General features: G+C 61.3%; 17 protein-coding genes. 8 read left to right on the forward strand and 9 right to left on the reverse strand.

The window, feature by feature from the left end:
- Positions 1–14 precede the first annotated feature (14 nt).
- The 6 genes from nusB to nrdR all read right to left on the reverse strand — a co-directional run bounded on the left by nusB (position 15) and on the right by nrdR (position 4491).
- Positions 15–515: a transcription antitermination factor NusB gene (gene nusB / locus ACYZTY_RS25120; RefSeq protein ID WP_034153728.1), complete on the reverse strand. Its 501-nt coding sequence runs from the start codon at positions 513–515 to the stop codon at positions 15–17.
- Positions 512–988, reverse strand: coding sequence for a 6,7-dimethyl-8-ribityllumazine synthase (gene ribH / locus ACYZTY_RS25125; RefSeq protein ID WP_003185938.1), 477 nt, complete (start codon positions 986–988; stop codon positions 512–514). The genes nusB and ribH overlap by 4 nt, the downstream gene beginning before the upstream one ends.
- Before the next feature lie 91 nt (positions 989–1079).
- A complete protein-coding gene (gene ribBA / locus ACYZTY_RS25130) occupies positions 1080–2171 on the reverse strand; it encodes a bifunctional 3,4-dihydroxy-2-butanone-4-phosphate synthase/GTP cyclohydrolase II (RefSeq protein WP_109635198.1) in 1092 nt (363 codons plus the stop codon).
- A gap of 16 nt (positions 2172–2187) precedes the next feature.
- Entirely contained in the window at positions 2188–2850 is a 663-nt protein-coding gene (locus ACYZTY_RS25135) for a riboflavin synthase (protein ID WP_134423297.1), read from the reverse strand.
- Between the two features lie 46 nt (positions 2851–2896).
- Positions 2897–4030 (reverse strand): bifunctional diaminohydroxyphosphoribosylaminopyrimidine deaminase/5-amino-6-(5-phosphoribosylamino)uracil reductase RibD, encoded by a 1134-nt coding sequence (gene ribD, locus ACYZTY_RS25140; RefSeq protein WP_461955915.1) that lies wholly within the window; start codon positions 4028–4030, stop codon positions 2897–2899.
- The gene (nrdR, locus tag ACYZTY_RS25145; RefSeq protein WP_003228656.1) at positions 4027–4491 is read right to left on the reverse strand and encodes a transcriptional regulator NrdR; all 465 of its coding nucleotides are present in this window, start codon (positions 4489–4491) and stop codon (positions 4027–4029) included. The genes ribD and nrdR overlap by 4 nt, the downstream gene beginning before the upstream one ends.
- Before the next feature lie 127 nt (positions 4492–4618).
- Between nrdR and ACYZTY_RS25150 the strand changes: the two genes are divergently transcribed.
- The 3 genes from ACYZTY_RS25150 to trxA all read left to right on the forward strand — a co-directional run bounded on the left by ACYZTY_RS25150 (position 4619) and on the right by trxA (position 6797).
- On the forward strand, positions 4619–5083 hold the full coding sequence (locus tag ACYZTY_RS25150; protein WP_461955916.1) for a YbaY family lipoprotein: 465 nt from the start codon (positions 4619–4621) through the stop codon (positions 5081–5083).
- On the forward strand, positions 5080–5736 hold the full coding sequence (locus ACYZTY_RS25155; RefSeq protein WP_461955917.1) for a class I SAM-dependent methyltransferase: 657 nt from the start codon (positions 5080–5082) through the stop codon (positions 5734–5736). Before ACYZTY_RS25150 ends, ACYZTY_RS25155 begins: the two co-directional genes overlap by 4 nt.
- Before the next feature lie 188 nt (positions 5737–5924).
- Positions 5925–6797, forward strand: a complete 873-nt coding sequence (gene trxA, locus ACYZTY_RS25160) for a thioredoxin (RefSeq protein WP_461955918.1) — start codon at positions 5925–5927, stop codon at positions 6795–6797.
- 102 nt (positions 6798–6899) lie between these two features.
- Here the strand turns inward: trxA and ACYZTY_RS25165 are convergent, their stop codons facing one another.
- A complete protein-coding gene (locus ACYZTY_RS25165) occupies positions 6900–7241 on the reverse strand; it encodes a hypothetical protein (protein ID WP_461955919.1) in 342 nt (113 codons plus the stop codon).
- A 134-nt stretch (positions 7242–7375) separates the two neighbouring features.
- On the opposite strand from ACYZTY_RS25165, the gene ACYZTY_RS25170 reads away from it, so the two are divergent.
- From ACYZTY_RS25170 to ACYZTY_RS25190, 5 genes are all read left to right on the forward strand, one after another.
- Complete coding sequence (locus ACYZTY_RS25170; RefSeq protein ID WP_461955920.1) at positions 7376–7972, forward strand: DUF2796 domain-containing protein; 597 nt, start codon at positions 7376–7378, stop codon at positions 7970–7972.
- A 137-nt stretch (positions 7973–8109) separates the two neighbouring features.
- Entirely contained in the window at positions 8110–8820 is a 711-nt protein-coding gene (locus tag ACYZTY_RS25175; protein ID WP_461955921.1) for an ABC transporter ATP-binding protein, read from the forward strand.
- 1 nt (position 8821) lies between these two features.
- Positions 8822–10087 carry an ABC transporter permease gene (locus ACYZTY_RS25180; RefSeq protein WP_461955922.1) on the forward strand — a complete coding sequence of 422 codons (1266 nt, stop codon included), beginning with the start codon at positions 8822–8824 and terminating at the stop codon, positions 10085–10087.
- A gap of 11 nt (positions 10088–10098) precedes the next feature.
- Positions 10099–10611, forward strand: coding sequence for a DUF3299 domain-containing protein (locus ACYZTY_RS25185; RefSeq protein ID WP_461955923.1), 513 nt, complete (start codon positions 10099–10101; stop codon positions 10609–10611).
- 224 nt (positions 10612–10835) lie between these two features.
- Complete coding sequence (locus ACYZTY_RS25190) at positions 10836–11534, forward strand: OmpW/AlkL family protein (RefSeq protein WP_461955924.1); 699 nt, start codon at positions 10836–10838, stop codon at positions 11532–11534.
- Positions 11535–11778: 244 nt separating this feature from the next.
- On the opposite strand, the gene ACYZTY_RS25195 is transcribed toward ACYZTY_RS25190, so the two are convergent.
- Positions 11779–12708 (reverse strand): NAD-dependent epimerase/dehydratase family protein, encoded by a 930-nt coding sequence (locus tag ACYZTY_RS25195; RefSeq protein WP_461955925.1) that lies wholly within the window; start codon positions 12706–12708, stop codon positions 11779–11781.
- Positions 12701–13585: a sugar nucleotide-binding protein gene (locus ACYZTY_RS25200; RefSeq protein WP_461955926.1), complete on the reverse strand. Its 885-nt coding sequence runs from the start codon at positions 13583–13585 to the stop codon at positions 12701–12703. The genes ACYZTY_RS25195 and ACYZTY_RS25200 overlap by 8 nt, the downstream gene beginning before the upstream one ends.
- Positions 13586–13859: the final 274 nt, after the last annotated feature.

Below are 13859 nucleotides of genomic sequence, written 5' to 3' on the forward strand. Positions count from 1 at the left end.
TGTCCAAGCGCAAATCAGCGCTTGAACGCCTTCACTTCAGCTTCACGCAGACGCGGGGCCAGCTTGTCGAGTACACCGTTGACGAATTTGTGGCCGTCGGTGGAACCGTAGACTTTCGCCAGTTCGATCCCTTCGTTGATCACAACGCGGTACGGCACGTCGACGCGCTTGAGCAGTTCCCAGGTGGACAGGCGCAGTACGCACAGTTCAACCGGATCCAGCTCTTCGATGGTCAGGTCCAGGCACGGCGCCAACGCAGTGTCGATTTCGGTCAGACTGGCCGGGACACCGTGCAGGATGTCGTGGAAGTAGCTGGCATCGGCGAAGGTGAAATCGTTGTCGACGCGAAACTGCGCTTCGATTTCGTTCAGCGAAGTACTGGCCATGTGGCGCTGATACAACGCTTGAGTCGCCAACTGACGGGCAGCGCGGCGCTTTTCACTTTTCGAAGGCTTGCCGGCGTCCGTTGGACGCGGTTCGCGCGGGTTGAAACGATCGCTTTCGTCGCTAATCACTTGGCCTCCAACTGCGCCAGCAGGCTGACCATTTCCAGAGCGGACAGGGCAGCTTCGGCACCTTTGTTACCGGCCTTGGTGCCGGAACGTTCGATGGCTTGCTCGATGGAATCAACGGTCAGGACGCCGAAAGCGACCGGAACGCCGAACTCCATGGACACCTGGGCCAGGCCCTTGGTGCATTCGCCCGCCACGTATTCGAAGTGCGGAGTGCCGCCACGAATGACCGCGCCCAGGGCGATGATTGCCGCGTATTCGCCCTTCTGAGCGACTTTCTGCGCAACCAGCGGGATTTCGAAGGCGCCAGGCGCGCGGATGATGGTGATGTCGCTTTCGCTTACGCCGTGGCGAACCAGGGCATCAACTGCACCGCTGACCAGACTTTCAACGACGAAGCTGTTGAAACGGCCCACTACCAAAGCGTAGCGGCCTTTAGGGGCGATGAAGGTACCTTCGATGGTCTTCAGGGTCATTCGTTAGATCTCTTAAAGAGCCGGGACGCGTTTTCTACGCGTCCCTCGGTGATGTGTTAGCCGCGAATCAATGACTGGAAACAACCGGTCATTATTCGGAGGGCACGTATTCTACAACTTCCAGATCGAAACCGGATATCGCATTAAATTTCATTGGCGCAGACATCAAGCGCATTTTACGTACGCCCAGGTCCCGAAGGATCTGCGAACCGGCACCGACGATGCTGTAGGTGGTCGGTTTTTTCACGGCGGTCTGATCCGCGGTTTCGCGGATATGCGCCAGCAACACGTCGCCATCGAGCGGGTGACCAAGCAACAGCACCACGCCGCTGCCGGCCTCGGCCACCGCGGCCATGGCGGCGCGCAAGCTCCAGCGACCCGGTTGCTTGACCATCAACAGGTCGCGCAGCGGGTCCATGTTATGCACGCGAACCAGGGTCGGTTCTTCAGCGCACACGGTGCCCAGGGTCAGGGCCATGTGCACGTCGCCTTCCACGGAATCACGATAGGTCACCAGGTTGAACTGGCCCAGTTCGCTGTCCAAAGGCTGCTCGGCAATCCGCTGAACGGTACGTTCGTGGATCATCCGGTAGTGAATCAGGTCGGCGATGGTGCCGATCTTGATGTTGTGTTCGGCCGCGAAGGCTTCGAGTTCGGTGCGACGGGACATGGTGCCGTCGTCGTTCATCACTTCGCAGATCACGCCGCTCGGCTCGAAACCGGCCATGCGCGCCAGGTCGCACGCCGCTTCGGTGTGGCCAGCGCGCGCCAGGGTGCCGCCGGCCTGAGCCATCAGCGGGAAAATGTGGCCAGGGCTGACAATGTCTTCAGCCTTGGCGTCTTTCGCGGCGGCGGCTTGCACGGTACGGGCACGGTCAGCTGCGGAGATGCCGGTGGTCACGCCTTCGGCCGCTTCGATGGACACGGTGAACTTGGTGCCGAAGCCGGAACCGTTGCGCGGTGCCATCAGGGGCAGCTTGAGCAGTTCGCAGCGCTCGCGGCTCATCGGCATGCAGATCAGGCCGCGGGCGTGCTTGGCCATGAAGTTGATGTGTTCGGCCTTGCAGCACTCGGCGGCCATGATCAGGTCGCCTTCGTTCTCGCGGTCTTCGTCATCCATGAGGATGACCATCTTGCCTTGGCGGATGTCTTCAACCAGTTCTTCGATGCTATTGAGCGCCACAAGGCACCCCCTTGGGTCAGGATTTGAGGTAGCCGTTGGCGGCCAGAAAGCTTTCGGTGATGTTTCCAGAAGTCGGCTCTGCGGCCTTGTCGCCCAACAGCAGGCGCTCCAGATAACGGGCAAGCAAGTCGACTTCGAGGTTCACCCGGCGACCTGGCTGGTACGACGCCATGATGGTTTCGCTCAGGGTGTGCGGAATGATCGTCAGCAGGAACTCGGCGCCATCGACCGCGTTCACGGTCAGGCTGGTGCCGTCGACGGTGATCGAGCCTTTATGGGCGATGTACTTGGCCAGTTCTTTCGGCGCACGGATGCGGAATTCCACGGCACGGGCATTCTCGGTACGGGCAACCACTTCGCCCACGCCATCGACATGCCCGCTGACCAGATGCCCGCCGAGGCGAGTGGTCGGGGTCAGGGCTTTTTCCAGGTTCACCGGGCTGCCGCTTTTCAGGTCATTCATCGCGGTGCAGTCGAGGGTCTCGCGACTGACGTCCGCCGCAAAGCCATTGCCCGGCAATTCAACGGCGGTCAGACACACGCCGTTGACCGCGATGCTGTCGCCCAGTTTGACGTCGCTCAGATCGAGCTTGCCGGTTTCTACGTGTACTCGCACATCTCCGCCTTTTGGGGTCAATGCACGAATACTGCCGATGGATTCGATGATGCCGGTAAACATGGAGTCCTCCTCGAGAACAGGGCCGTCGCGTGGCGCAGGCCGGGAATTATACGCTCGCCGCTGGCGCAGGAATGGCGATGACTCGCCAGTCATCGCCAACCGCGCGAATTTCGGTGATTTTAAGCTCGGGCGCATCCTTCATTTGCGCGAGCGGCCAGTCCAGCAACGGCCGTGCCGAGGAGCCAAGGAACTTGCCAGCGATGAAAATCTGGAATTCGTCCACCAGACCTTGCTGGGCAAACGCTCCCGCCAGACGAGGACCCGCTTCGACCAATACTTCGTTGACCCCACGATTGGCCAGTTCGACCAGCAGCTTGCGCAGGTCAACCAAGCCATCGTCACCGGCCACGATCAGACATTCCGGACCGTTGGCGTATTGCTCTTCGACCGCCATGCACGTGGCGACCAACGCAGGACCGGCCTTGAAGAACGGCGCATCAAGCGGCACGCGCAAACGGCCGTCAATCAGCACGCGCAGCGGCGGACGGCTCATGGCCAAGGCCGTTTGCTCGGCGTCCAGGCCCAGTTCATCGGCACGCACGGTCAGTCGGGCGTTGTCCGCCAGCACCGTATCGGCGCCGGTCAGTACCACGCTGGCCTGCGCGCGCAGACGTTGTACCGCCGAACGCGCCGCCGGGCCGGTGATCCATTGGCTTTCGCCGCTTTCCATCGCCGTGCGACCGTCCAGGCTCATGGCCAGCTTGACCCGCACGAACGGCAAGCCGTGTTCCATGCGTTTGAGGAAGCCTTCATTGAGCTTGCGCGCCTCCCCTTCCAGCACGCCGCTTTCGATGGCGATGCCAGCCTGGGCCAGGCGCTGCATGCCGCGACCGGCCACCGACGGATTCGGGTCCTGCATCGCCGCGACGACGCGTGCGAGGCCGGCATTCACCAGCGCATCGGCGCAGGGCGGCGTGCGGCCGTGGTGGCTGCACGGTTCGAGGGTCACGTAAGCCGTGGCACCACGGGCCTTGTCGCCCGCGGCACGCAGGGCGTGGACTTCGGCGTGGGGTTCGCCGGTGCGCTCGTGCCAGCCTTCGCCGACAATTTGCCCTTCCTTCACAATCACACAGCCAACACGCGGGTTGGGGTGCGTCGTGTAATGACCTTTGCGCGCCAGTTCCAGGGCGCGGGCCATGTAATGGGCGTCGAGGATGGCTTGTTCTGGGGAAGTGGTCATTCTTTCACCGGCTCACGGGCCAGGCGATCGATCTCTTCGCGGAACTCGTTGAGGTCCTGGAAGCGCCGATACACGGAGGCGAAACGAATGTAGGCGACTTCGTCGAGCTTTTGCAGCTCGGCCATCACCAGTTCACCGACCACGAGGGATTTGACCTCGCGCTCACCGGTGGCGCGCAGTTTGTGTTTGATGTGCACCAGCGACGATTCGAGGCGCTCGACACTCACCGGGCGCTTCTCCAGCGCACGCTGCATGCCCGCGCGCAGTTTTTCTTCGTCGAAGGGCTGACGGCTACCGTCGGTTTTGATCAGGCGCGGCAACACCAGTTCGGCAGTCTCGAACGTCGTGAAACGCTCACCGCAGGCCAGGCATTCACGCCGGCGGCGCACCTGTTCGCCCTCGGCGACCAGACGCGAGTCGATGACCTTGGTGTCGTTGGCACCGCAGAAGGGACAGTGCATGGTGGCAGGCAACAAAAAAAGGGAGGGCCATGGTAGCGCATCCCCGTGGCAAGACAAGCCATAGGGTTTACGGTATACAGACGGGCTATATGCCTGATTCATGGATTTCACCTTGCTGGAGCCGCAAATGTCCCTAAGACCGCTCGTCTTGCTCAGTCTTTTCAGCCTGCTGGTGGCCTGCAGCAGCGATGCGCCCAAGCCCCAGCCGCCGACGCCGGGTCCCGCGCCGCAACAGGCGCAGAAGAAGGCCAAGGAATCGGCCAACCTCGGCCCGCTGCCCGCGTATCAGCGTGAATTGAGCGGCACCCTGCAAGGCGTGCCGGCCGGTGCCGAAGTCGAACTGGCGCTGCTGGTGATCGATGCCCAGGACCGCCCGCAACAATTGCTCGCCAGTTCCAGCCTGATCGGCACCAATCAGATTCTGCCGTTTCACCTGCGTTTCAACCCGGAATCGTTCCCGGCGGGCGTTCGCGTTGAATTGCGCGGCCGTGCCAGCCAGTCCGGCCAGCTGATTTTGCACTTGCCGTCGCAGGTCATCACCCAGCCGACGACCCAGGTTTTGGGCCAGCTGCAATTCGTCAAAGCGCCATGATTGCACCGCTCGACCTGCAACAGGCGTTGGGTGAATTGCTCGGTGATGCGCAGCTTGTGCCTGTCGCATTGCCTGATACCGAGCTGAAGCTCTGGCTGATCGACGGCGACAACATGGACCGCGCGTTCAGCCCGGAAGAGACCCGACGGATTCTGCATGAGCCTCCGTACTGGAGTTTCTGTTGGGCCAGCGGCCTGGCGGTGGCCCGCTACCTCGCCGAATTCCCTGAGTGGGTCAAAGGTAAACGCGTGCTGGATTTCGGCGCCGGTTCCGGGGTGGCGGGTATCGCGGCAGTCAAGGCCGGAGCGCTGGAAGTGGTGGCCTGTGACCTGGACCCGCTGGCGATTGCCGCGTGTCGGGCGAATGCTGAACTCAATGACGTACAGCTTAATTACTCGGCGGACTTTTTCGCCGAGGCGGATCGGTTCGATCTGATTCTGGTGGCCGACGTGCTGTACGACCGGGCGAACCTGCCGTTGCTCGACGAGTTTTTGAGTCGTGGCCAAGAGGCGCTGGTGGCCGATTCGCGTGTCAGGGATTTTCGTCACCCGTTGTATCAGCGCATTGAGATGTTGGAAGCGATGACGTTGCCGGATCTGGCCGAGCCTGAAGAGTTTCGGCATGTGAGCCTGTACCACGCGCGGCGCTCTTAAAAGCTTCGCGAGCAAGCTTCGCTCCTACAGGTTCGGCGTCGTTCTTCAAATCGGTGTGGACCTGTAGGAGCGAGGCTTGCCCGCGAAGGCGTCCGGTCAGGCAACACACATCTCAAAGGCCACCCCGCTTCCGGCCGCCCCCTACCAAGCCGTATAGTTGCCCCATTCACGCTTCCAAGAGATCCCCCATGAGTCAGGAAACGCCATACATCTTCGACGCCACGACCGCCGATTTCGACCAGTCGGTGATCGAGAACTCTTTCCACAAACCGGTGCTGGTGGATTTCTGGGCCGAATGGTGTGCGCCCTGCAAAGTGCTGATGCCGATGCTGCAAACCATTGCCGAGAGCTACCAGGGCGAATTGCTGCTGGCCAAGGTCAACTGCGATCTCGAACAAGACATCGTCGCCCGTTTCGGCATTCGCAGCCTGCCGACGGTGGTGTTGTTCAAGGACGGTCAGCCGGTGGACGGTTTTGCCGGAGCGCAGCCGGAATCCGCCGTGCGGGCGATGCTTGAGCCTCACGTACAAATGCCGCCACCAGCGGCGGCTGATCCGTTCGAACAGGCTCAGGCCCTGTTCGACGACAGCCGTTTCGCCGACGCCGAAGCCGCGCTCAAAGTGCTGCTGGGCGAAGACAACACCAACGCTGGCGCCTTGATTCTCTACGCCCGTTGCCTGACTGAACGCGGCGAACTGGGCGAAGCACAAACCGTGCTCGACGCGGTGAAAAGCGACGAGCACAAAGCCGCGCTGGCCGGTGCCAAGGCGCAGATCCAATTCCTTGGCCAGGCCAAGGATTTGCCGGATGCGGCAGACCTAAAAGCGCGCCTGGCGAAAAACCCGCAGGACGATGAAGCGGTGTATCAACTGGCAATCCAGCAGTTGGCCCGCCAACAGTACGACGCTGCGCTGGATGCGTTGCTCAAACTGTTTGTGCGCAATCGCAGCTACAGCGAAGGCTTGCCGCACAAGACCTTGCTGCAGGTGTTCGAACTGCTGGGCAATGATCACCCACTGGTGACCACCTATCGCCGCAAGTTGTTTGCTGCTCTTTATTAAAAGATCAAAAGATCGCAGCCTCGTTTCACTCGACAGCTCCTACATGGGATCTTGTTTCCCTGTAGGAGCTGTCGAGCGAAGCGAGGCTGCGATCTTTGCGTTTCACTCGATCCAGCTGTAGAGCGGCGTATCCCCGCCGCTCACCACCTTCACATCCGCGCAATGGCGCAGGCGCACCAGCAGGCGTTTGCCCGATGCCGCGCTGCCAGTCAGTCCTTCCAGCTGTTCCAGCAAATCCGGCCCGCTCAATTGCCCAGCCTTGCGCAGCAGGTCTTTGGCGACCTGCCACAGCGCATCATCCTGATTCACCTGTTTGGCCGGGGCGACACTGGCCTCAGGCTTGACCGCCTGCAACTGCGCGCCGAGCCGCGCCCAATCGCCATCATCCATCTCCAACGTCAAATCCACCGGCCAGTCGCCGATGCTTCCGCGAATTCGCAACATAAGTCTGCTCCCGCACATTTCTGACTTGCATGCTCCCATGCGACTTGCACAACGCCAAGCAGACGGTCAAACTCCCCGCGCTTTCGTTATAAGATTACATAACAAACTCTTCATTTTACTTTCGGAGACCCTCCATGCGCCGTCTGCTTCTCGCTCTGCCGTTTGCCCTGTTGCCGCTGGCCGTCGCCCACGCAGCTGATGAACATGATCACGACCATGAGCACGGTAGCCTCAGCGCCCACGAACATGGCGTCGGTCGCCTGAACGCGGCGCTGGACGGTCAGACCTTGGAGCTGGAGCTGGAAAGCCCGGCGATGAACCTGGTGGGCTTCGAACACGCCGCCACCTCCGATGCCGACAAGGCCAAAGTCGCCGCTGCCCGTGCGCAGCTCGAAAAGCCGCTGGCGCTGTTCAACTTGCCAAAAGCCGCCGGTTGCGTGGTCGCGACACAGGAACTGGAAAGCCCGTTGTTCGGTGACAAGCCAGACGCTGATGACGATCACGATCACGATCACGATGAAGATGCCAAAGACGAGCATCACCACGATCACAGCGAAATCCACGCCCACTATCAATTCACCTGCGCGGCCCCGGGCGCGCTGAAAACCCTGGACCTGGCGAACATCTTCAACACCTTCCCGGCCACCCAGAAAATTCAGGTACAACTGATCAGCCCAAGTGGGCAGCAAGGGGTTGAAGTGACGGCCAAGGCTGCCGCCCTGAAATTCTGAATCCACCACAAAACCCTGTAGGAGCGAGGCTTGCCCGCGAAGAGGCCATCACATTCAACATCGATGTTGACTGGAATATCGCCTTCGCGGGCAAGCCTCGCTCCTACAGGGCTCACCACTACTCTGACCGGTTTCACATGACCCAAGCACTCATCGAACTGTCCGACCTGGGCTTCAGCTGGCCCGGTCACCCGCCGCTGCTGGATATCCCGGCGTTTCGCTTGGAGCCCGGCGAAACCCTGTTCCTCAAAGGTCCCAGCGGCAGTGGCAAGACCACGCTGCTCGGCCTGCTCGGTGGTGTGCAAAAGCCCGATCGCGGCAGCATTCGCCTGCTGGGCCAGGAACTGACCGAACTCGGCGCCGGCGCGCGTGACCGCTTTCGCGTCGATCACACCGGCTACATTTTCCAGCAGTTCAACTTGCTGCCGTTTCTCTCGGTGCGCGAGAACGTCGAATTGCCCTGCCACTTCTCCAGACTGCGGGCCGAACGGGCGAAACAGCGCCATGGCAGTGTCGACCAGGCCGCAGCCACCCTGCTCGCGCACCTGGGCCTGAAGGATGAAAGCATCCTCGGCCGCCGTGCCGATTCGCTGTCTATCGGCCAACAGCAACGGGTCGCCGCCGCGCGCGCATTGATCGGTCAGCCGGAACTGGTGATCGCCGACGAACCCACCTCGGCGCTGGATTACGACGCTCGCGAAAACTTCATCCGCCTGCTGTTCGCCGAATGCCGCGAAGCCGGATCGAGCCTGCTGTTTGTCAGCCACGACCAAAGCCTCGCGCCGCTGTTCGATCGCCACCTGTCGCTGGCCGAACTCAATCGCGCCGCCACTCCGTTCGAGGTCTGAGATGTATTTGTTTCGTCTAGCCATGGCCAGTCTGGCTAATCGCCGTTTCACCGCGATTCTCACCGCCTTTGCCATTGCCCTGTCGGTTTGCCTGCTGTTGGCCGTGGAACGGGTGCGCACCGAAGCCAAGGCCAGTTTCGCCAGCACCATCAGCGGCACTGACCTGATCGTCGGCGCCCGTTCCGGTTCGGTGAACCTGTTGCTGTACTCGGTGTTCCGCATTGGCAACGCCACCAACAACATCCGCTGGGACAGCTTCGAACACTTCGCCAACAACCCGAAAGTGAAGTGGGCGATTCCGATGTCCCTCGGCGATTCGCATCGCGGTTATCGGGTGATGGGCACCACCGAGGCGTACTTCGAGCATTACCAGTACGGTCATCAACGACACCTGGAACTCGCCGACGGCCGCGCCTTCGCCAGCGATCCGTTCGAAGTAGTGCTCGGAGCCGAAGTGGCGGATGCGCTGCACTACAAACTCGGCGACAAACTGGTGTTGGCCCACGGCGTGGCGGTGATCAGCCTGGTCAAACATGACGACAAACCGTTCACTGTGGTTGGCATTCTCAAGCGCACCGGCACCCCGGTGGACCGCACGTTGCACATCAGCCTTGGTGGCATGGAAGCGATTCACGTCGACTGGCACAACGGTGTGCCGGCCCAGGGCAAAGGCCGGATCAGTGCCGATCAGGCACGCAACATGGACCTGACGCCGCAAGCGATTACCGCGTTCATGCTCGGCCTCAACAGCAAGATTTCGACCTTCGCCGTGCAGCGTGAAATCAACGAATTCCGCGGCGAGCCGATGCTGGCGATCCTGCCCGGCGTGGCGCTGCAAGAGTTGTGGAGTTTGATGAGCACGGCGGAAAAAGCCTTGTTCGTGGTCTCGCTGTTTGTGGTACTGACCGGTTTGATCGGCATGCTCACGGCGATCCTCACCAGCCTCAACGAACGACGTCGCGAGATGGCGATTCTGCGTTCGGTGGGCGCTCGGCCGTGGCACATCGCAACGTTGCTGGTGCTGGAGGCATTTGCCTTGGCGCTGTCCGGTGTGATTGCCGGATTGGGTCTTTTGTATGTGGGCATCGCCTTGGCCCAGGGGTACGTGCAATCCAATTACGGCTTGTATCTGCCACTCGCCTGGCCCAGTGAATATGAATGGACGCTGCTCGGTGGCATCCTGATTGCCGCGTTGCTAATGGGCAGCGTGCCGGCCTGGCGCGCGTATCGCCAATCTTTGGCCGATGGCCTGTCGATCCGACTATGAGGACGTTAATGATGCCCCGCGCTCTGCTTGCGCTATTGATGCTGGTCTCCCTGCCGCTGTGGGCGGCCGAGCCGAAAGACCTGACCTGGTCGGAGATGATCCCGCCGGACGCCGCACCGGAAGTGCCGAACATGACACCGCTGCACGACCTGTCGCAGATGAGCAGCGCTCTGGAATCGGCGCCCGCTGCCAAGCAGGACATGCCCAATGCACCGGTGGTGAAAAGCCTCGACGGGCAGAACATTCGCCTGCCCGGCTACATCGTGCCGCTGGAAGTGAGTGAAGAAGGTCGCACCACGGAGTTTTTGCTGGTTCCGTATTTCGGCGCCTGCATCCATGTGCCGCCACCGCCGTCGAACCAGATCGTGCATGTGAAAAGCGAAGTGGGCGTGAAGCTCGATGAGCTGTATCAGCCGTACTGGATCGAGGGAGCGTTGCAGGTGAAAGCGTCGAGCAGCGAGTTGGCGGATGCGGGGTATCAGATGGAGGCGGACAAGATTTATGTGTATGAACTGCCGGAGTGAATCCGGCAGTTCTGTGTTGCTTTTGAGGACGCCTTCGCGGGCAAGCCTCGCTCCTACAAGGTAATCACGAATCCCTGTAGGAGCGAGGCTTGCCCGCGAAGTGGCCCTCAAAGGTTCCACAAAAATCAGGCCCATCACTGTTTCATTGAGCTGCATCAAAAGACCGTATCAGACAGCTCCGTACCATTGGACATCGAACATTTTCAACGTCCTTTGGAGCCCCCATGCACAAGTCCTTGCTTAGCGCTTCGCTGCTCGCCCTCGCGCTTGCAGCCCCGCTCGCCTATGCCCACGATGCCGGCGACATCATCGTTCGTGCCGGTGCAATCACCGTCAACCCGAAAGCCGACAGCTCCAGCGTCAAGGTCGATCAAGGCCCGCTGGCCGGCGCCGACCTGGGTGGCAAGGCCACCATGAGCAGCGACACGCAACTGGGTTTGAACTTCGCCTACATGATCGACAGCCACTGGGGGATCGAGCTGCTGGCCGCCTCGCCGTTCGAGCATGACGTGAAGCTCAAAGGCACCGCCCTCGGCGCAGCCAACGGTAAACTCGGCACCCTGAAACACCTGCCGCCGACCTTGAGCGTTGTGTACTACCCACTGGACGGGAAATCCGCGTTCCAGCCGTATGTTGGCGCCGGTATCAACTACACCTGGATCTACGACGAGCACGTCGGCAGCGAAGCGCAGGCCAACGGCTTCAGCAATTTCAAGGCGGATAACTCTTGGGGCATGGCGTTTCAGGTCGGCGCCGACTACATGCTGACCGACAACGTGATGATCAACGCCCAGGTGCGCTACATCGACATCGACACCACGGCGACCGTGGAAAACAACGCCGTGGCTCCGGGCACTCGGGCCAAGGTCGATGTGGATGTTGATCCGTTCATCTACATGGTTGGATTGGGTTACAAGTTCTAACACCCAACCGTAAGGTTGAAGAAGATCCTGTGGCGAGGGGGCTTGCCCCCGTTGGGCTGCGAAGCGGCCCCAAAACTATCCGTCCCGTTTCTTCAGTTACACCCTGCATGCCGGGTTCACGACTGCTGCGCAGCCGAACGGGGGCAAGCCCCCTCGCCACAGGGGACCGCACCATCCAAACAAGCGCTGTCTGATTCACAAAAAAGGCGCCTCGAAAGGCGCCTTTTTCATGACGGCAAAAAACTCAGCGTCCCAACAACCGCGCCAAGCCAACACTCATCGGTGTCTGCTCCGGATAGGTAAACCGCTCCAGCAACCGCCGGTTGTTCGCTCGCGAGTGGCGGATGTCACCGGAACGTGCCGGGCCATAGCTCACCGGCGGCAATTGACCGACCACCGCCTGCAACGCTTCAAGCATTTGCTTGAGGGAGGTCGCCTGGTTCCAGCCGACATTGACCGCGCCGACTTCGACCTGCGGTTGCTCGATGGCTTGCACCAGCAAGTCCACCAGATCCTCGACGTACACGAAATCGCGGGTCTGCTCGCCATCGCCAAACACGGTGATCGGCAAGCCTTTCTGCGCACGCTCGCTGAAAATACTGATCACGCCGGAGTACGGCGAGGACGGGTCCTGACGCGGGCCGAAAATGTTGAAAAAGCGGAAAATCACCGGTTCCAATGCATGCTGGCGACGGTAGAAATCGAAGTAATACTCGCTGGCCAACTTGTCCGACGCATACGGCGTCAACGGTGCCTTCGGCGTGTCTTCGTCGATCGACTCGCCTTCACCATTGTTGCCATAAACGGCGGCACTGGAAGCGTACAGCACTCGCTTGACCCCGGCCTGACGCATGGCTTCGCAGACATTCAGCGAACCGATGAAATTGCTCCGGTGAGTCTTCACCGGATCGTCCACCGAGGCCTGCACCGACGCTACCGCCGCCAGATGCGCCACGGCGCTGCAACCGACCATCGCCTGAGCCACCAGCGCAGCATCGGCGACGTCGCCCACAACCAGTTCGACCTTGGGATTGTCCAGCGGCAGGTTGCTGCGTTTGCCGGTGGACAGGTCATCGAGAATACGGACCGAATGCCCCTTGGCGAGCAAGGCATCGGTCAGGTGCGAGCCGATGAAACCGGCGCCGCCGGTGATTAAAACAGGGCCGTCAGCCATGGCGATAAAACCTATCCAGTAAGCCCGGGAGTGCCGCGCGCCAGGCGCGGGGCTTGATCCCGAAAGTGTGCAGAATTTTCTTGCAGGCCAGCACCGCGTGTTGCGGCTCTTCGGCGGCGTCCGGGCGCGCGGCGTGAGCCTGGGCGGTCGGCGCTTCAATGGCCAGCGGATGCAGGCTGCGTGCTTCGGTCAGAATCGCCTGACCCAGCGCCAGCGGCGTCGTCGCCTCATGCCCGGCGTAATGATAAGTGCCCCACAGCGGTGCGGCACAATCAAGTTGCTTGAGCACCGAAATGATCACCCGCGCCGCGTCGTCGACCGGTGTCGGGTTGCCCCGGCGGTCGTCGGCCAACAGCAGCTCTTCAGGCTGTTCGGCGCGACCGAGGAAACGCCCGAGGGTGCCGTCGGGGCTGTCATCGAGCAGCCAGCCGAATCGCAGCAGCACGTGTTGCGGGCAGGTGGCGCGAACGCTTTGTTCGATCCGCCACAAGGACTGACCCCGCAAGCCCAGCGGCACCGGTTCGTCTTTTTCGCTGTAAGCGGTCGCCCGGGAGCCGTCGAACACGCGATAGCTCGACGGTTGCAGCAGAACGATGTTGTGATGCTGGCACAGTTCGGCCAGACGCTCGACCGCCCGCTCCTGCCCGGCCAGACGCTGTTCGCTGACCGTCTCCGCCTGAAACCAGTCGAAGTAGTAGGCGAGATTGATCAGCGCGTCCGGGCGGGTGTCGTCGAGCAGTTGCGTCAGGCTCGCGGCATCCCAGCCGTCTTGCGGTGGGCGGGGGGCGAGGAAACCGATGTCTTCCTCCGCACCGAGGCGAATCAGCGCCTGCCCAAGGGCATTTCCGCCGCCCAGTAACATAAGGCGCATTCGCATAGAGTCAGCAGGCCCAGTCTGATTGGAACGATGGCTTTATCGACAGCACCCACGGGCGATGTCGTTGTTAGTTGCCGGAATCGTTGCATTTTGCGGGTTTAGTGCGCAACCGTCATCCGTAAAGTGTAGATCTGCGGGATTTGTGGTGCCTGTTCCGGCCCCTTCGCGGGCAAGCCTCGCTCCTACACGGGATTTGCGTACACCGCGGTCCCCTTGTAGGAGCGAGCGGTGCGGCGATCCGACTTGCCCGCGAAGAGGCCCTCAAAATCGGCGC

The sequence above is a fragment of the Pseudomonas sp. LB1P83 genome (assembly GCF_054897885.1).